The sequence below is a fragment of the Pseudidiomarina taiwanensis genome, from assembly GCF_003987435.1.
Taxonomy (GTDB): Bacteria; Pseudomonadota; Gammaproteobacteria; order Enterobacterales; family Alteromonadaceae; genus Pseudidiomarina; species Pseudidiomarina taiwanensis.
On record NZ_PIQG01000004.1, the window covers coordinates 91208 to 110103 of the forward strand.

Annotated in this window: 18 protein-coding genes; 8 read left to right on the plus strand and 10 right to left on the minus strand. The window is 50.4% G+C overall.

The features are described 5' to 3' along the window. Window positions 1-76: 76 nt before the first annotated feature. Together yihA and CWI83_RS08465 are read left to right on the plus strand one after the other, a co-directional pair. Window positions 77-709 (plus strand): ribosome biogenesis GTP-binding protein YihA/YsxC, encoded by a 633-nt coding sequence (yihA, locus tag CWI83_RS08460; protein WP_126828063.1) that lies wholly within the window; start codon window positions 77-79, stop codon window positions 707-709. Then, on the plus strand, window positions 684-1595 hold the full coding sequence (locus CWI83_RS08465; protein ID WP_241969914.1) for a DMT family transporter: 912 nt from the start codon (window positions 684-686) through the stop codon (window positions 1593-1595). The genes yihA and CWI83_RS08465 overlap by 26 nt, the downstream gene beginning before the upstream one ends. A 175-nt stretch (window positions 1596-1770) precedes the next feature. Here the strand turns inward: CWI83_RS08465 and polA are convergent, their stop codons facing one another. Continuing rightward, window positions 1771-4563, minus strand: a complete 2793-nt coding sequence (gene polA, locus CWI83_RS08470) for a DNA polymerase I (RefSeq protein ID WP_126828065.1) — start codon at window positions 4561-4563, stop codon at window positions 1771-1773. Between the two features lie 514 nt (window positions 4564-5077). Between polA and CWI83_RS08475 the strand changes: the two genes are divergently transcribed. Further along, on the plus strand, window positions 5078-5356 hold the full coding sequence (locus CWI83_RS08475) for a hypothetical protein (protein ID WP_126828067.1): 279 nt from the start codon (window positions 5078-5080) through the stop codon (window positions 5354-5356). Here CWI83_RS08475 and aroE read toward each other — a convergent pair. Then, window positions 5340-6158, minus strand: coding sequence for a shikimate dehydrogenase (gene aroE / locus CWI83_RS08480; RefSeq protein ID WP_198677275.1), 819 nt, complete (start codon window positions 6156-6158; stop codon window positions 5340-5342). The two genes, CWI83_RS08475 and aroE, sit on opposite strands and share 17 nt — an antisense overlap. Before the next feature lies 1 nt (window position 6159). On the opposite strand from aroE, the gene CWI83_RS08485 reads away from it, so the two are divergent. Next, window positions 6160-6576, plus strand: a complete 417-nt coding sequence (locus CWI83_RS08485) for a group II truncated hemoglobin (protein WP_126828071.1) — start codon at window positions 6160-6162, stop codon at window positions 6574-6576. A 1-nt stretch (window position 6577) separates the two neighbouring features. Here CWI83_RS08485 and hemF read toward each other — a convergent pair whose 3' ends face one another. The 5 genes from hemF to CWI83_RS08510 are packed head-to-tail and all read right to left on the minus strand — an operon-like array spanning window position 6578 to window position 10575. Continuing rightward, the gene (gene hemF, locus CWI83_RS08490) at window positions 6578-7510 is read right to left on the minus strand and encodes an oxygen-dependent coproporphyrinogen oxidase (RefSeq protein ID WP_198677276.1); all 933 of its coding nucleotides are present in this window, start codon (window positions 7508-7510) and stop codon (window positions 6578-6580) included. A gap of 27 nt (window positions 7511-7537) precedes the next feature. Beyond that, window positions 7538-7933, minus strand: coding sequence for a DNA topoisomerase family protein (locus tag CWI83_RS08495; RefSeq protein WP_126828073.1), 396 nt, complete (start codon window positions 7931-7933; stop codon window positions 7538-7540). Further along, a complete protein-coding gene (locus CWI83_RS08500) occupies window positions 7934-8407 on the minus strand; it encodes a DUF494 family protein (protein WP_126828075.1) in 474 nt (157 codons plus the stop codon). Between the two features lie 2 nt (window positions 8408-8409). Continuing rightward, a complete protein-coding gene (gene dprA / locus CWI83_RS08505; protein ID WP_126828077.1) occupies window positions 8410-9456 on the minus strand; it encodes a DNA-processing protein DprA in 1047 nt (348 codons plus the stop codon). An 18-nt stretch (window positions 9457-9474) separates the two neighbouring features. Continuing rightward, window positions 9475-10575: a LysM peptidoglycan-binding domain-containing protein gene (locus tag CWI83_RS08510; protein ID WP_157980386.1), complete on the minus strand. Its 1101-nt coding sequence runs from the start codon at window positions 10573-10575 to the stop codon at window positions 9475-9477. An 81-nt stretch (window positions 10576-10656) separates the two neighbouring features. On the opposite strand from CWI83_RS08510, the gene def reads away from it, so the two are divergent. The 4 genes from def to trkA are packed head-to-tail and all read left to right on the plus strand — an operon-like array spanning window position 10657 to window position 14805. Further along, a complete protein-coding gene (gene def / locus CWI83_RS08515; RefSeq protein WP_126828080.1) occupies window positions 10657-11166 on the plus strand; it encodes a peptide deformylase in 510 nt (169 codons plus the stop codon). Beyond that, the gene (gene fmt / locus CWI83_RS08520; protein ID WP_126828082.1) at window positions 11166-12125 is read left to right on the plus strand and encodes a methionyl-tRNA formyltransferase; all 960 of its coding nucleotides are present in this window, start codon (window positions 11166-11168) and stop codon (window positions 12123-12125) included. Before def ends, fmt begins: the two co-directional genes overlap by 1 nt. Further along, window positions 12122-13426: a 16S rRNA (cytosine(967)-C(5))-methyltransferase RsmB gene (rsmB, locus tag CWI83_RS08525; protein WP_126828084.1), complete on the plus strand. Its 1305-nt coding sequence runs from the start codon at window positions 12122-12124 to the stop codon at window positions 13424-13426. Before fmt ends, rsmB begins: the two co-directional genes overlap by 4 nt. After that, entirely contained in the window at window positions 13423-14805 is a 1383-nt protein-coding gene (gene trkA / locus CWI83_RS08530) for a Trk system potassium transporter TrkA (RefSeq protein WP_126828086.1), read from the plus strand. The genes rsmB and trkA overlap by 4 nt, the downstream gene beginning before the upstream one ends. Window positions 14806-14823: 18 nt before the next feature. Here the strand turns inward: trkA and CWI83_RS08535 are convergent, their stop codons facing one another. The 3 genes from CWI83_RS08535 to CWI83_RS08545 are packed head-to-tail and all read right to left on the minus strand — an operon-like array spanning window position 14824 to window position 18868. Continuing rightward, window positions 14824-16275: a TrkH family potassium uptake protein gene (locus CWI83_RS08535; protein ID WP_126828088.1), complete on the minus strand. Its 1452-nt coding sequence runs from the start codon at window positions 16273-16275 to the stop codon at window positions 14824-14826. Then, a complete protein-coding gene (locus CWI83_RS08540) occupies window positions 16254-16901 on the minus strand; it encodes a YigZ family protein (protein ID WP_241969916.1) in 648 nt (215 codons plus the stop codon). Before CWI83_RS08540 ends, CWI83_RS08535 begins: the two co-directional genes overlap by 22 nt. Next, window positions 16898-18868: a transglycosylase SLT domain-containing protein gene (locus tag CWI83_RS08545; RefSeq protein ID WP_126828090.1), complete on the minus strand. Its 1971-nt coding sequence runs from the start codon at window positions 18866-18868 to the stop codon at window positions 16898-16900. The genes CWI83_RS08540 and CWI83_RS08545 overlap by 4 nt, the downstream gene beginning before the upstream one ends. Window positions 18869-18896: the final 28 nt, after the last annotated feature.

Genomic DNA, 18896 nt, shown 5'->3' on the forward strand with positions numbered 1-18896 from the left:
TATTTTACACAAAACTTCTAAGGATTAAACGCTTAATCGTGTTAGCATACGCATTCCCAATATTGAAGATCAGTTTATGAGCGTAAGCATTAACTTCCAACCGACCTCTTTTGTCACCAGTGCCGCGGATATTCGTCAGCTTCCCGCTGACGAAGGTGTTGAAATCGCCTTTGCGGGACGTTCAAATGCGGGTAAATCGAGTGCACTGAATACGCTGACTCGCCAAAAAAGTTTGGCCCGCACCTCGAAGACACCAGGGCGAACCCAGCTTATTAATGTATTTGAAGTTGCACCTGGGCAGCGTTTGATCGATTTGCCCGGTTACGGCTATGCCAAAGTCCCGCTTGCGGTGAAAGAAAAGTGGCAGCGCGCATTAAGCGAATATTTACAAAAACGACAATCACTCAAAGGCTTAGTCGTATTGATGGATATTCGCCATCCGTATCGGGACGTTGACCAGGAGCTCTTACACTGGGCAACCGCCTCCGCAATTCCAGTGCTGATCTTGCTCACTAAAGCCGACAAACTCAAACCTGGCGCACGCAAGAACACCTTACTAAAAGCCCGCGAAGCCGCTCTGGTATTCGGTGGTGATGTTCACGTCGAAGCCTTTTCTTCGTTAACAAAAATTGGCTTAGCGCAAGTTGAGGCGCATCTCTCTCGCTGGCTCAACGATGCGGTGGATGAATCTGACGATGCAGGCGAATGAGTCCGCTCCAGTAAAAGCTTGGGTCTTCCTTATTTCGCTCGCTTGTATTTGGGGTGCCTCATTTTTACTTATGAAGAAAGGCTTACTCGCCTTTCGTCCTGACCAAGTCGCAGCCATCCGCATGGCCTCCGCTGGGTTCGTTTTACTCCCCTTTATTTTGCACCGCCTCCGTCAAGTGCGTCGTCACCACTGGCCCTTACTGTTTTCAGTCGGTGCTATCGGCAGCCTCATCCCAGCGTTTCTATTTGCCTTCGCACAAACCGAGCTCCCTAGTGGCGTGACGGGAGTACTGAATACCTTTACCCCGTTGGCAACCTTAATTATCGGCGTCACCCTTTATCAGCAAGTTGTGCGACCGCAACAATGGCTTGGAATCCTGCTTGGATTAGTGGGAACCATCCTATTGATTACCGCCTCGGCAACGGGTGAGTTCAGTTTTAATAGCTACGGCTTACTGATCATTGTCGCCACGATTTGCTACGGTTTGAATTTAAACGTGATCAAACACAAAATTCATGACCTTGGAGCGCTCACCATTACCGGTGTTTCGCTGGCTCTGATGGCGCCGCCGTCGCTCATTTACTTGTTTGTTGCAACCCCGGTCACGACCCAAGTACAAGACATACAATTCTTTTGGTCGCTCAGCGCCATTTTGACTTTAGGCATTGTCGGCACCGCCGCTGCACTCATTTTGCTCAATACCATTGTTAAGCTAACCGACACTACGTTTACCAGCTCGGTGACCTATTTGATTCCAATCATCGCGCTTATTTTGGGCGTTATTGATGGAGAACCTTTCTTTTTGCAGCATGCGATTGGGTTATGTGCAATTTTGATGGGGGTTTGGATTGCCAACAAACGGGCAAGAAAAAGCCCGACTCAATGAGCCGGGCAAAAGAACTTACAATCCAGGGAGAGAACATCTCGAAAGGTCAAACGTACCAAATCAACTTCTCGTTTAATGCGCCTTTCAATAGTTCAGACTGAGCCTCTTTACAAAAGTTCAGAAATTCTCCAATTTTTTTAAGATCTATACATATCCAACTGATTTTATTGAGGTTTTAGTGCGCTTCATCCCAATTGTCACCAACCCCTGCTTCAGCAATTAACGGCACATCCAGTGCAATGGCTTGCTCCATCACCTTCACTAAGGCTTTGGTCAGCTGCTCCACACAGTCCTCACGCACTTCAAACACTAATTCATCGTGGACCTGCATCAACATCCGTGCTTCACCTGCTTGTGCATGCTTAGCGAGATATTGGGCCACATCAATCATGGCACGCTTAATAATATCTGCAGCTGTGCCTTGCATCGGGGCATTAATCGCAGCTCGCTCGGCAGCCTTGCGACGCGCGCCATTTTGCGCTCGAATTTCAGGTAGCTGTAAACGCCGACCCAGCAAGGTTTCAACGTAACCTTGCCGCTTCGCTTGCGCACGGGTGCGTTCCATATAGTCCAAAACGCCAGGGAAGCGCTCAAAATATTTATCCATATACTGTTGTGCTTCATGCCTTGGAATATCAAGCTGACGAGACAAACCGAAGGCTGACATGCCATAAATCAAACCAAAATTAACCGCCTTTGCGCGCCGCCGTTGTTCGGTTGTCACATCTTCCAAAGCGATACCAAACACTTCAGCGGCCGTCGCCGCATGAATATCTCGTCCTTTAGAAAAGGCATCAAGCAAACTCTTATCTTGCGATAAGTGCGCCATGATCCGCAGCTCGATTTGGCTATAATCGATAGCGACAATTTTGTATCCCTTTGGTGCGGTAAACGCCTGCCGTACACGGCGGCCCTCGGCCGTTCGGATCGGAATGTTCTGTAAATTCGGGTCAGAAGACGATAACCGCCCGGTTGCCGTGACCGCTTGATGATAAGAAGTATGAATGCGATGCGTCGAAGGGTTCATCATCTTCGGTAACTTATCCGTATACGTCGACTTCAGCTTACTCAAGCCGCGGTGTTGCATAATAATGTGCGGCAACGGATAGTCTAAGGCGAGCTCTTGCAGCACATCTTCTGCAGTTGATGGGGCGCCCTTCGGCGTTTTCTTCAACACCGGCAGTTGCAGCTCATCGAATAGAATTTCTTGTAGCTGCTTAGGTGAGCCAAGATTAAACTCGCGCCCCGCAATCGCATAGGCTTCGGCTTCAAGTTTAGCCAAACTCTCGGCAAGCTCCTTACTCTGCTGCTTAAGTAAATCCGCATCGATTTGCACGCCCGCCTGCTCCATATCCACGAGCACTGGAATGAGCGGCAACTCAATTTCGGTTAAGACCCGGTGTAACGGCTCAATTGCGCTCACTTCAGACCATAATCTATGGTGCAACTGCAACGTAATATCAGCATCCTCAGCGGCATAAGGTGCCGCCTGCTCAAGTGCGATCTGGTTAAACGTCAGTTGCTTCGCGCCTTTACCGGCTATGGCTTCAAACGAGATAGGGTTATGCCCCAAATATTTAAGGCTTAAGCTATCCATATCGTGACGACTGCCGACACTGTTAAACACATATGATGCCAACATCGTATCATCTGCAATACCCGCGAGACGGATACCATAACGGCGCAGAATGTGACTATCATATTTCAGGTTCTGGCCGATTTTACCGGGACGCTCTGCCTCTAATAAGGGGCGTAATAGCTCGAGTAAGCGTTCACGCTTAATCTGCTCGGGCGCACCCGGATAATCATGACCCACTGGCACATAGACAGCATGCCCGGGTTCAAGCGCGAATGAGACCCCTACCAGCTCTGCTTCCATGTAATTCAGACTGGTGGTTTCCGTATCAAAAGCAAACTGCTCCGCCTGGCTCAGCTTGTCCAGCCATGGTTGCAACTCAGCCTCGCTGAAGAGCACTTGATAGGCATCGTGCTGAATCGGTTGCTCAAGCAATGAGCCTTGGCTATTGAGTTCACTCTGTTGCGACTCGCCTGGATCCTGTTGATGGCGCACAGAAACCGGTCCGCGTTCGGTTAAATCGGCAAGCCAACGGCGGAATTCACATTTTTGATAGAGTTCTTGCAAACGCTCAGGATCTGGTTCTTTGAGGGCAAGTTCAGCAGGAGCGAAATCCAGTGAAACATCGAGCTTGATGGTCGCCAACTCGCGCGACAGTTGCAAAATATCCTGATGCTCGCGAACTTTCGCAGGCATGGTTTTTGCGCCTCGAAAACTTAATTCCGCAAGTTTATCGGGATCGGCCAGTATGGCATCGATAGAATCCATGCCATGCAGCATTGCCAGCGCAGTTTTCTCGCCCACCTTGGGTAGCCCAGGAATATTATCCGAACTATCCCCCATCAGTGCCAAGTAGTCGATGACTTGATCGGGACGAACACCGTACTTATCAATCACCCCTTGCTCATCAAGCAAGGTATCCGTCATGGTGTTAATCAACATCACATGGTCGTTGACTAACTGCCCCATATCCTTATCGCCGGTGCTGATCAGGGTGAACCGACCCTCCTGGCTGGCTTGCTGGGCTAAAGTACCAATCACATCATCAGCCTCAACCCCTTCAATACAAAGCAACGGCAAACCGAGTGCTTCAATAATCTGATGCAATGGTTCAATTTGCACTCGCAAATCATCCGGCATCGGTGGGCGATGAGCTTTGTATTCAGAATAAATTTCGTTACGAAACGTGGGGCCTTTAGCATCGAATACAACCGCCATATGGCTTGGTTTGTATTTCAACAATAGGCTACGGAGCATATTCACAACACCGTAGATCGCACCGGTCGGCTCGCCCGCCGAATTGGTTAAGTGGGGTGGTGCGTAGAAGGCTCGGAATAAATAGGACGAACCGTCGACCAAAATAAAGGGATTTTCGGGTACTGTAGCGCTCATTTAGGCAAGCTCATGGGTTATCACAATCATGGGGTAAGGATGCCATAGGGTCGCCTGTGGCGCTACCTTCATTACTCGACCAAGGCTGTGAATGAGTTGTGGATAAGTCTGTGCAAAAAGGACTCATCGCACCAGGACAAGATCAAGGATCTCTGGTGTGAATTTTTGGTAACTAATTGAAAAATAAGAACATACAAGAAAACATCAACACTTGAAATAGTTCTTTTTATTATTATTTTGCGATGTGGAAAGTTAATTTCCAAAGACTTTTGGCCGACGCTAAATCAGAAAATAATCTTTCTAACTTGGAGTCAATCGACTGATTTACAATACCACAAAGTTTTTCATTTGCTAGCGATCTCGCAATTTTTTTTAGAACAATTGCGCACAATAATCATCGTCGTTTAGATGGAAAAGTAATCAACACTATAGTTAAAGTAGGTTATACTTTAACTCTTATGAAGTTTAGGTGAATGACCGAATCAGCTCCAGATGGCGAGTAATGATAATGAACATGGACACTGCATCGATGAAGTTAACTCGTAATGAGTTACAGCAACTCGAAGATTTCGAGCGTCGTCGCATTGCGCTAAATCAGTCGCAATGGTGGGAGCGTTTGTCTATGGATCAGAAATTCGGTATCTATCAGCTACAAAAATTTGGCTACGATCTCGCCTTTATTCGCAACACTGAAGACGGACCTTTAGCCATTGCTCGCCGTGGTCATGACTTTGCCACTATTGATGGTGAGGGTGAAGTGAACCTCAATCCAGATATCACGTTCCGCGATTAAGCTCAGCTCTGAGCCGCTCTAACGTCTCGTTTAAATTAAGTTCCGCCCCATCAAGCCAAAGCTTAAAAGCAAACCCTGCTTGTCCGACTAACATTCCCAAGCCATCTGCGGTCATCTGAGTATATTGCCCTGCTTGCTCTAAAAATGGACTCGGTTTGGCACCGTACATCATGTCGTAAACCAATTCGGCGGCGTCCAAAACATCGGCTCCGAGCACAAGCTTATCACCACTCAAGCTGGCACTCGTAGCGTTCACGATCAGGTCATACTCGGGAGTGGCAGCAGGCGCCCATACTAACTGCGGCGATTGCCACAGTTGGACGAGTTGTTGCGCCCTTTCAGGGCTTCGATTGATCACCGTAATGGTCGTTACACCAGCATCCAGTAGCGGTTGAATCACGCCCCGGGCAGCCCCTCCGGCGCCCAGAAGCAGCACTCGCTTACCCGTTAGCTGACTCGCACCCAAAAGGCGTTGCAGATCCCACACCAAACCTAAGCCATCCGTGTTATCGCCCAGTAACTGGCCTGCCCCAAGAGGTACCAGAGTATTGACTGCGCCAGCTCGCTCCGCGCGCGCACTCACATGCGTGACCTGAGCGTAAGCATGCTGTTTGAAGGGGACCGTAACATTTGCCCCTCCGCCACCGGTACGGAAAAATTCAGCAACAGCACGGTTGAATTGAGCAGAAGATGTTAAACTGCGACTATACTGCAGGTTCACCCCTATTTGACGGCCAAAATCAGCGTGAATCAGGGGCGATAGACTATGCTCAATTGGATTTCCAAAAACGATAAATTGCATCATGTTCTCATTTCTCAAGCGCTCAAAGCGTTCCGCTGAACCCCCTACACTGTATCAGCAAATGGGCGGCGAGGCAGGCGTTCGAGCCATGGCTGAACGCTTTTATGACATTATGGAGTCCGACCCCAAGGTCAGCGCATTGTTAGCTCTTCACCCGCAACCACTCGGACCGATTCGCGAAAAGTTTTACGAATTTCTCAGTGGCTGGCTCGGCGGACCGCCCTTGTTTGAGCAGAAGTATGGCCATCCGCGCCTACGAGCTCGGCATCTGCCGTTTAAAATTGATATCAAAATGCGCGACCAATGGCTCTACTGCATGTATCAAGTGCTCGATGAACAAGTCTCAGACCCATTACTCAAAATGCAACTGCGGCAACGCTTTACCGCACTTGCCCATCATATGATCAATAGCGACTAGGCTAATCGAGTTCGGTCAACCAGTCGCGCGGGCGCAAATAATCTTGATAAAGCTTGGCTTCCGGACTATCTGGTTCGGGTTCATAGCCATACTCCCAGCGCACCAACGGTGGCATCGACATCAAAATCGATTCGGTTCGCCCTCCGGTCTGTAAACCAAATAAAGTGCCACGGTCCCAGACTAAGTTAAATTCAACGTAACGGCCGCGACGATAAAGCTGGAACTGGCGCTCTCGCTCGCCATACGGCGTATTTTTACGCCGCTCTATAATCGGTAAATAAGCCTCGAGGTACGCATCACCAACCGCGCGCATAATCGCAAAACTTTCTTCAAAACCACGGGCATTCAAATCATCAAAAAATAAGCCTCCAACGCCGCGGGTTTCGCCTCGATGTTTCAAATAAAAGTACTCGTCACACCAAGCCTTAAATTTTGGATAGAGCTCCTCACCAAAGGGATGCAAGCAATTTTTTGCGACTTGGTGCCAATGCTTAATATCATCATCAAATGGATAAAATGGAGTCAGGTCAAAACCACCGCCAAACCACCACACTGGCTCTGCGTCTGGCTTTTCAGCGATAAAAAAGCGCACGTTTGCATGGCTGGTAGGGATATATGGATTGCGCGGATGAATCACGAGCGAGACCCCGGTGGCATTGAAATTACGCCCAGCAAGTTCAGGCCGGTGAGCCGTTGCTGAAGCCGGCATTTGCTCGCCAAAAACATGCGAAAAACCAACGCCGCCCTGTTCAAGAATGGCACCATCACGCAAAATCCGTGACCGACCGCCACCACCGCCAGGTCGCTCCCAACTATCTTGTTGGAAGGCCTTGCCACCATCCGCTGCGCTTAATCCAGCACAAATCTTGTCTTGTAAATCTTGCAAATAGGTCGTTACGCGACCGAGCATATCGTGGTGCGCTGCACTGCTCATGATTCATCCTTTTCAGTGTGTATCGGATTACTGATAGGCCGATTTGTAAGTACACCCTTCTTGGCTACAGACCAAGCGCTCACCTCGCTGGGTGCGTTTTTTCAGTAAAATCGGAAACTGACATTCTGGGCATGATTGTGCCACAGGAGGCAAGGGAACGGAAAATTTACAGCTCGGATAATGGTCGCAAGCAAAGAAAGAATGGCCATAGCGGCTAGTTTTTTGCACCAACTTGCCTTGCTGACATTGCGGGCAAGTGACTTGCGTTTCGGGATCGAAATCAGCTGCAGTCATATAGTCGCAACGAGGGTAATCACTGCAGCCGACAAACAGACCGTAGCGCCCTTTTTTCAACTGCAAGTCTTTTCCACACTGGGGGCAAGGAACGCCCAGTGACTGTGGTTCAAAGTGCTCTGTGGTCATTTAATGTAGCAGACCCTCAGGCTCCTCGAATAACAAACCTTCCATTTGGTCGTAAGCGTCTTCATGGCCCGGAACATTGAACAGTACCATCAAAATCACCCACTTCAAATCATCGAGATTGAACTCTGGTGTATCAAGCTCCATGACCCGATCAATCACCATCTCGCGAGTGGCGAAATCGAGCACACCGAGTTGCTCCAGATACATCATAAAACCTCGACATTCGGCGTCCAAACGGGCAACTTCTGCTGCCGTGAAAGCTCGTGTCGCACCTTGTGGAGAACGATTAAGATAGGCCTTTGCATCACTGTCTTTTAGATCTGCTAAACCTTCCAACCACGCGAGCGCCTTATGAATCTCTTGCTGATGGAAACCAGCTCGAGTTAACTCATCAGTTAGCTCATCGTGATTCACAACAACTTCCATATCGGAGTGAATGTAGTTCTCAAACAAGTACATGAGGATATCAAACATCGTTAGCGCCTCCCCATTTTTATGTAGCCGCCAGTTACTGAAGTTACCTTCCCCTCAAGTTCAAGCAATACCAACTGCTCTGTTATCGCTGCGACCGGCAATCCACTGCGTTTCACTATGGTATCGATTGAGGTAACTTCATAATCCACATTAGCCAACAAACCTACGTTTGCCAAGCTATCTATGGATTTATTTTTGTCTTCACCACAAGATATGGGGGTTGTTGGGGTTAAGTTCAACTCTGTCAGAATTTCTTTCACACAGGTGACCAAGCTCGCACCTTGTTGTAACAACTGCAAATTACCGGCAATACCCGCGTCCCAAATTGAACCTGGCAGACTAAACACGGTTTTATTCTGCTCCAAGGCAAAACGCGCGGTAATCAAGGAGCCACTGCGCTGCTTCGCCTCGATGACCAGTACCCCAAGCGCCAGCGCACTCAGTAAACGATTGCGGCGAGGGAAATGGTCACGCCGGGCACCAGTCCCTGGAATCCATTCACTGACAATCAGTCCCTGATCAATAATTTGCTCCTGCAGTCCTCGATGCCGCGGTGGATAGAATTGGTCAGGGCCTGTGCCAAGCACGGCTAGGGTTGTGCCAACGTCAAGCGCAGCGCGATGTGCGGCTGCGTCAATCCCTTGCGCCAGGCCACTGCTCACCACCATACCTGCCTGTGCGAGCCCCTCGGCAAAATAGGCGGCATTGTGGCAACCAAGCGCTGACGCATTGCGACTGCCAACTAATGCGAGTTGCGGTTGGGTCAATAATTCCCTGTCACCTTGGATAAAAAGAACTGGGGGTGGTCGATCGATTTGCTGTAATGCAGGGGGGTATTCAGGGTCAAGAAAATCGACAACTTTCGCAGCTGGGTGTCGCAACCACTGCTGCGCCTGATGCAAATGTATGGGCCGGTATGCAGACAGGCGATGACTTTCGGCCAGCGCATGTTCAATCGCTTGATGGCTCGAAAGCTGCAATAAGTGCTGTTGTAATTTTGCCGGAGCAGTCGCCATCCTTAGCTGTAGCTCCAAAGTGGCAGCATCCATGCTGCACCTCCATAAGGTTTACCATTTTACAGGAACGAAATAATCTCCAATGCTAAGCCATTCGCGGGAACGTAACACAACCGCAAAACTGGTATCCTGTTGCACCGCAATGACCATCATTTCAGCGGTTGTTGCAGGCGGTAGCTGCGTGGTTTCGCGCCACAGTCGACTGAGGTCATCAGTGGGATGGTAACGATTCACCGCCCGTGGCTTCGCTTCATCGCGGAAGACTTCAAGTCCTAGCCGCAGCGCACGATACATTTGCCCTTGTTGCACGCCATCACGACTGCCGCGATCAAGCACCACGATATCATACATCCCTTGCTCACGGCGCTCGTTCAGGGCCGCGACAATATAGCCATCTAGGTCCGCGCCAGGGGTTGCCATAAGCATCTCTGGAAGCGGGCTTTGCTGAACCGGCAAGACCACATCGCCGCGCCGAATCTCTCGCTTTGGAGAGCTGACCTCTCCTTCAAATAATTGCTCGCTTTGTTGCAGCGTGACCGCCACATCGCCTACATGACGCAGCAAGGCACCCTGCTCTAACGCAGCAGTTGGCGAGAAAATTTGATAGCGCTCACCGACCTGCACCTTGCCCTCAATAAACACTGGGGTCATGCCATTGATCCGTGGCGCACCGCGGTTATCCCCCAAAATCACTGGAGCTGCCGCAATTGCTTCAGCAGTGAGCGCCACATGATGGGTCAAAAATGGCGCCAAAGCGTCATAAGGAAACATCTTCAGCGGGTCTGGCTTCAACGCCACGGCTCCCTCTGGCAGCAGCGTTCTTTGAGCTTTCCGGGTCAATTGCGGGCGCCCGTCGCGCCAAACCAAGTACAAGCGATCGCCCGGATAAATCAAATGTGGATTAGCAATGGTTTCATTCACCCGCCACAATTCTGGCCACAGCCACGGATCGTTTAAAAATAATGCGGAAATATCCCACAAGGTATCGCCTTTTTTCACAACATATTCGGTCGGGGCGCCTTCTTTAAGACGGATAATATCACCCCGTTGCTGCGCTGCAGTCGTCTCGGTGAAAGCATAAGCTGGCTGCGCCAACGCAGTTGCTGCGAGAAAACCGATCGCGGCAATCGCCGAAAATCGCCAACTGGCCATAGTTCGCTCCATTGTAAAACGATGTTTTCATCCCCAAATTACGTTAAAATCAATCAAGATGAAGCCAACGAATGATAGGTTATGACTAAATTAACAATTTTAAGATACCCTGACGAGCGCTTACGCACAGTTGCCGAGCCAATCGCTGAAGTCGATGATGCAATTAGCGCACAGATCGACGATATGTTCGAAACCATGTACGAATCCAATGGTGTCGGCCTTGCCGCAACGCAGGTGAATTTCCATAAGCGTTTGTTCGTTGCTGACTGTAGCGAGGATCAGAACGAACCGTTGGTGTTTATTAACCCAGAGATTATCGAAACTGACGGTCATTTCACTAATGAAGAGGGGTGTTTGTCCTTCCCTGGTGTTTACGCCAAGGTCGAACGCGCTGGCACGGTCACAGTTAAAGCCCTTGATCGTAACGGTGAGTCTTTTACCAAAACCGCAGATGGCTTATTAGCCATTTGTATTCAGCATGAAATCGATCATTTAAACGGGAAATTGTTCGTTGATTATCTTTCTAAGCTTAAACAGGATCGAATCCGCAAAAAGCTTGAGAAAGAAGCCCGCTTAATGGCTGGCAGCTAATGCTTCGAGTTGTCTTCGCCGGCACTCCCGAGTTCGCAGCAGAGCATCTTAGGGCTCTGCTTGCGCATCCACAAATTGATGTGGTTGCGGCCTACACTCAACCTGACCGACCTGCCGGTCGCGGCAAAAAGCTGCAACCAAGCGCTGTAAAAGTATTGGCTCTTGAGGCCGGCATTCCAGTAGAACAACCGGCGTCTTTGCGCACAGCAGAGGCACAACAGCAGCTCGCCGCATACAATGCTGATGTCATGGTGGTTGTCGCCTATGGTCTGATCTTACCCGAAGCAGTGCTTGATACGCCCCGCTATGGCTGTATCAATGTCCATGGCTCTTTATTGCCACGCTGGCGCGGTGCAGCACCGATTCAACGCGCCATTTGGGCCGGTGATGACTATTCGGGGGTCGCCATTATGCAAATGGAAGCCGGGTTAGATACGGGTCCTATTTTGGCGAGTGAGCGGTTACCGATTGAAGCGACGGATACGTCGGCGTCGCTGTACCACAAACTCGCGGTATTAGGCCCACAAGCGCTGATCACTAGCCTACTCAACTTGCCAGAACTGCAAGCACAAGCGAAGCCACAAGATGATCAAGCGGCAACCTATGCAGAAAAGTTAAGTAAAGCTGAAGCCCAGCTTGATTGGCAGCAGTCTGCCGAAACGCTAGAGCGCTGGATTCGCGCTTTTAACCCGTGGCCGATTTGTTGGTTAGTCGGTGCCGATGGGGCAATGATTAAAGTGTGGCAGGCGGATATCGTTGCAGGTCAAAAGTCCGCCATTGCCGGTCAAATTCTCAGTGTCGACAAACATGGCATCGTCATCCAAACGACTGACGCGGCGCTGCGTTTACTCAGTTTACAGCCGGCCGGGAAGAAGCCTATGGCTGTCGCAGATTTCTTAAATGGCCGCAGCGATGTCTTTCCACTCGGTCAAATACTTAGCAACGAGCGTATTTCATGAGCGGTGTCGCATCACGTTTAACTGCCGTACAAACCTTGCATGACATTTTGCAAAAAGGCCGCTCGTTCAGCCAAACCTTCCCTCATTACAGTCAACACCTTGAGCCGCGCGATCGTGCCTTGGCGCAGCAGATCTGCTTTGGCGTATTGCGTGAACTACCAAGCCTCAATTGGCTCTTGCAACAGTTATTGCAAAAGCCTCTCAAAGGCAACAAGAGTATTTTGCATGAAGTTTTGTTAGTGGGCGCTTACCAACTGGTGAGCATGAATATGGCCGAACACGGCAGTGTGTCTGCGACTGTTGAAGTGAGCAAAAAGCTTGGCCATAAAGCTCTCAGTGGTGTCATCAACGGAGTACTCCGTAATTTACTGCGACAACAAGCGCAATTGCAGCAAAAGCTCGTCCAGGCACAAGCGCAAGATCGCACGCTGCAAAGCAACCATCCGCGTTGGCTAGTCGAACGAATTGAAGCCGCCTACCCGCAGCAAGCTCAACAAATTCTTAGTGCCAATCATCAGCATCCGCCGCTGTGGCTGCGCGTGAACCGACAGCATCCGGCCGCGGCTGATTATCCTCAACGGCTGCACAATTTAGACATTGGCTTTAGTCGCAGTGAACAATTGCCGTCCGCGCTTAAACTCGACAAGCCAATGGATGTTACCCAGTTACCCGATTTCGCAACGGGCGCTGTCTCGGTGCAAGATATTGCCGCCCAACATGCGGCTTTTTTACTGGCTGCGCAGGCACATGAGCAGGTGCTCGATTGTTGCGCCGCACCCGGAGGCAAGACCGCTCACCTCCTTGAGCAAACACCAGGAGTTCAGGTCACAGCCGTCGAAGCTGACCCGAAACGAGCAGAGCGGATTGGAGAAAACCTTGATCGCCTTGGTCTGACAGCAAGGCTCAAAGTTGCCGATGCGCGCGATCTTGAACAATGGTGGGATGGTCAACAATTCGACCGAATTTTACTCGATGCACCCTGCTCGGCCACCGGCGTGATTCGCCGCCACCCGGATATTAAATGGCTCCGTCGTGCCACTGATATTGCTGAGCTGGCCAGCCTTCAGGCAAGTATTCTTGACGCGCTTTGGCCAACCTTAAAGCCTGGTGGACGCCTACTTTATGCAACCTGTTCTATACTGCCTGAAGAAAATTCCGAGCAGATCCAAGCATTTGTTGCACGTCACTCGGATGCAATACGGCTTGCCACAAGCCCCTCTGGAGGCATAGACTGGCAATGGTTACCGGATGATTATGACGGTGACGGCTTCTATTACGCACTATTGGAAAAACAGGCATGAAAATCATCATCCTAGGTGGCGGCCAGGTCGGTCGGACCCTCGCTGAAAACTTAGTCGGCGAAGACAACGACATTACTGTGGTTGATCACGATCCAAACCTGCTAGAACAATTATCATCTAACCATGATATCCGCACCATTTGTGGCCATGCCAGCCACCCGCGGATTCTGCGTGATGCCGGTTGTGCTGATGCCGATATGCTGGTCGCCGTAACGCCAAGTGATGAGACCAATATGCTGGCCTGCCAGATTGCTTACTCGCTTTATAAAACACCCAAGCGTATTGCTCGTATTCGTTCGCAAGAATACGTCGATTTCAAAGATGAATTATTCCATAACGACGATATGCCGGTTGAACATATCATTTCGCCAGAGCAAAAAGTCACCCATTACATCAAGCGCTTAGTGGATTATCCCGGGGCGCTGCAAGTCATGGAGTTTGCCGGTGGCCGAGCCAGTCTGGTTGCAGTGAAAGCCTATTATGGCGGTAAACTCGTTGGCCATGCGATTAGCTCGCTGAAAGACCATATGCCGAATATCGAAACGCGGGTGGCGGCGATTTTCCGTAAAGGGCAAGCCATCAAGCCCATGGGGACCACCATTATTGAAGCGGGCGATGAAGTCTTCTTTATTACCGATACGCGTAATGTGCGCATCGTAATGGAAGAGATGCAAAAACTCGAACATCAATATCGGCGGGTTATGATCGCTGGTGGCGGTAACATTGGCGCGGGTCTTGCCGCCATGTTAGAAGAAAATCATCACGTCAAAATTATCGAGCGCAGTCGCGAGCGCTGCGATTTAATCAGCCAAACCTTGCAGCATACCTATGTGCTCGAAGGGGATATTACCGACGCTCGCTTGCTTAGCGATGAGCACATCGAAGATATCGATGTGTTTATTGCGCTGACGGATGATGATGAAGCCAACATTATGTCTGCAATGTTAGCCAAGCGCATGGGCGCGAAGAAAACCATGGTACTGATTCAGCGCCAGCATTATATTGACCTAGTCGAAGACAGTACCATCAATATTGATATTGCGATCTCACCCCAACGTGCCACTGTATCGGCGTTATTATCCATGGTGCGGCGTGGTGATATTGTTAATGCGTATTCACTCCGGCGCGGCGCCGCCGAAGCGATTGAAGCGATTGCCCATGGCGATGAAAACACCTCAAAAGTGATTGGCAAAGCCATCAACGAAATCAAACTTCCACCCGGAACGACCATTGGCGCTATTGTTCGCGGTCACGAAGTCGTGATCGCCCATGATGACACCATCATTCATGCCGATGACCATGTCATTTTATTCTTAGTGGATAAAAAATATGTGCGCGAAGTCGAGCGCCTGTTCCAGCCAAGCGCCCTATTCTTCTAAAGCCGATCTAAAGCGCTGTTAAGAGCGCCAGAAGGTCGGGGTAAGCAGGACTAAAATAGTAAAGACTTCGAGTCGGCCAAATAACATGGCAATCACCAACAGCCATTTTGCCATATCAGGAATATCAGAATAGTTTGCAGCCACTTCACCTAAGCCCGGACCTAAGTTGTTCAAACAAGCCGCAGTGGCAGAAAATGCGGTGATATTATCGACCCCAGTCGCCAACACTCCCAGCATGATGACAACGAAGACCAGCGCATAAGCAGCGAAAAATCCCCATACCGCATCAACGACCCGGGCCGGCAGCACCCGGTTACCGAGCTTGACCGAAAATACACCAGATGGATGCACCAACCGGTGTAATTCCCGCATCCCTTGGCGATACAGCAACACCACTCGCACAACTTTCAAACCACCCGCGGTTGAACTCGCACAGCCCCCGATAAAACTGGCAAAAATCAGTAAGATCGGTAAAAACAGGGGCCACGAGGCAAAGTCAGTGGTGGCAAAACCGGCTGTGGTGCTTATCGAGACGGCTTGGAACATTGCCTGATTGAAGGCAGTCCCGGTATCGTCAAATAGATCGTTGGTCAGCACCGTGGCAAACACCACCAGAATCAAAACGGCCTGAATTAAAATAAATGCCCGCGCCTCGGGTTCATCTAAATAGCTGCGCAGCGAACGACCGGTAATCGCAGCATAATGTACGGCAAAGTTTAAGGAGCTCAGTAATAAGAACACCACGCAAATCGTGTTAATGGTGCTGCTGTCGAAGTAGCCCAAACTGGCGTCATGGGTACTAAACCCACCCACTGCAATGGTCGAAAAGGCATGGCTAATCGCATCAAAACCGCTCATCCCAGCTAAGTAGTAAGCAATTGCACAAACGGCAGTAAGCATGACATAGATGTACCAGAGATGTTTTGCCGTGTCGGCAATCCGTGGGGTCATCTTGGCATCTTTCAGCGGCCCAGGAATCTCAGCTCGATAGAGCTGCATCCCGCCGATCCCAAGCATCGGTAGAATCGCTACGGCTAGTACGATAATCCCCATCCCACCGAGCCACTGCAATTGCTGCCGATAAAACAAAATACTATGCGGTAGGCTATCGATACCGTGTAAAACCGTCGCGCCCGTGGTGGTCAAGCCAGAGAAGGATTCAAACACCGCATCAGTGACTGACAGAGGTAATTGCTCGGTGAATAAGAAAGGTAGCACCCCGACCGACCCCAATACCGTCCAGAATAGAACCGTCAGCAAAAATCCATCGCGGGCTTTTAAATCTGAGCGATCGTGTCGATTTGGATACCAGACCACGAAGCCGATCACCAAAGACACGGCAAACGCCAGCATAAAGGCCACACCACCGCCATCGGCATAGATCAAGGCGACCAATGCTGGCGGCAGCAAAGTGACACTAAACAAGCAAATTAATAGACCAAGTATTCTTAGAATGCCGCGGAAGCGCACGAGTCGTCCTCATTCTTACAGATGAGTTGCACACGACCTTGGGTCATGTTGTTGATATCAGTGGCTAAACTATGCTGGGTTTTGGCAACAACCTCAAGGGTTTGCTCAATATAGTCAGAAAAATTTTGAGCGGTCACTTTGGCCTCATAGCGCGCTAATAAATGTTCAATCACATTTTGATCGCTGTAAGCATAGCGCAAAACGGCCAAATTGCGCGGTACTTTTAAGCTTTTTTCTATATCTGCAAGGGCACTGCTGAGCGCCTGACTATAGGCTCTTTGCAAGCCTCCAGTACCCAGCTTTACCCCACCAAAATAACGGACCACCACCGCAGAGACTTCGCCTAAATTAGCACCCATTAGAACCTTCAACATAGGCATCCCGGCAGTACCACTTGGTTCACCATCATCACTCATGGCGTAGGCTTGGCTGTCCGATGGCGCTGCCATAATCGCGGCAGTGCAATAATGACTAGCGTTGGGCCACTGCTGTTGGCACCAGTTTAAATGCTGCTGACATGCTGCGGCGCTATCCGCTGGCGAAATGCTGGCAATAAAGCGACTCCCTTTCACCTGTAGTTCGAATGCTTTCTGCGGCTTTGCCAGAATCCAATATTCCCCACTCACGGGTTGGCCTCGCCACGACTGATGCGCATCTGCATGACATCGGCAAAAATAGCACTCGGTGTCTGTCGCACTGCATGATAGATCTGCTGATAAGCGAGCACGTTCTTCACATAATCGCGGGTTTCTCGAAACGGAATGGTTTCAATCCAACGGTCAGCTTCCATTGGCTGTTCTGGAAGCCAGTCAAGAACGCGGTAAATTCCGCCATTATAGGCGGCGGTGGCCAGCACCCAGTTGCCATTCAGGCGACTTTGTAGCTGCCCTAAATAACGCGTGCCCAAGCGCACATTGGTGTCGACATCGAATAACTCATGCCGTTGCAGTCGTCGCCTCTCGATTTGCCGTGCGGTGCTTGGCAGCAGTTGCATCAAACCGTAAGCACCAGCATGTGATGTGGCATCGTGGCGAAAGGCGCTCTCCCGCCGAGAAATGGCCAGAGCCCAGGTCACGTCGATCCCAGCCGCCTCGGCATATTGTTCATGTTCGGGCAAGTAGGCTTGCGGAAAACGCAAGGCTACCGCATCAAATGCGCCAATCGTAGCCAGTGCAAAAATCGCCTGATCATGCCAGCCCCATTGATTCGCCAACACCGCTAATTGTTGCTGCTGACTCGCCGGCAGCCACTCCAGTAAGGAGACCCACTCGCGCCGCGCATCTAAATAACGTTCTAACTTTAAAAATTCGTAGGTTCGCTGTATCGCAGGAATATCCCGCAACTGCTGCAACTCACTCGCACTTGCCTGAACTGGTTCGGCGGCTAATGAAAACTTTTGACCCAGTTGCGCCGCCGCCAGAAAACCATAGTAATTGCGGTCTTGCGCAAGTGCGGCATAGAGCTGCTTGGCCTCATCGCTGCGATTCACGGACGCAAGTGCACGCGCTCGCCAGTAACGCCAGCCGGTATGCTGCAGGGCCAATTGCGATTGGTCCGTAAAAGCAATAATTGCGGGCCAGTCGGCCTCCCGCACACGCTCTGCCAACTTCCATTGCAACGAAGCCGCATCGTGATCTTCAGGACCAATCCGCTCCACCCAAATATGCGCCTCATCGTGGTCTTTAGCGGATAACGCGACCGCAAACTTTTGCTCTAACTCAATGCGTTGTGCTGGGGTTAAGCGAATATGCTCAGGTAATTCGGCATAAGTTCGAATGGCTCGGTCTGGATCGCGCCAGATCAGCCGACCAAGTGCGTACAATGCAATTTCAGCTTCTTGTTGTGGGTAATCGCCGCGTAAATAGTGTAAACGGACAATTTGCGAGGGATCACGTCGGACGCGTCGATAGTGTTCCGCTAAGTAACGCTGCGATTCAGGTAACAACTTGGTCAAATAAGGGATTAAGGTGTGATTCCCACCTTCTGCGGCAAGTTTAACTCGCGCCCATACCAATTCTGGGGTGCGATGCCCGGCCTCAGCCCAGCGCGCCAACAATGGGTCGCATGCCTTTGGCAGCGAACTCCCGGTTTGCCACAATTGATCGACTGCGCGCATGACCGCTGCTGCTGGCATCGTTTCAAGTTGGAGTTGAAAGCGTAAATGGTAGCACTGATGTGTGGTCGTGCCAGGAGCACGGAAATCACGGATAAAACGTGCAGCTTCACCCTGCTCGGCCAGATAATCCAGCCAAGGTCGACGGAGCTGCCAATCCATCGGAGTATGTTGATAGCGCTCTAAGAATTGGAGCACGCGCTCCTCGTTGGCCAGGTAACCGACCTGCTGCAAGCGCTCAAGTTCTAAATAGGGAAGCAGCGGATAACCTTCAAGCTGCGCCAATAATTGTCGGTATTCCGCAAGGCGCCCACGTCCCGCCGCATATTCAGCTTGTTTGAACCATTCACGCTGTTGCTCACGACTTGGTTGGGTCTCAAACACAGAGTCATAAATACGCGGCTCAGCCTCTGCCGAGCTCAACCAGAGTGAACTAATTAGCGCTACACACGTACAAGTTTTGAGCAACCGCTTTGACATAATTTCAAACGCTCGTTTAAATAATCAT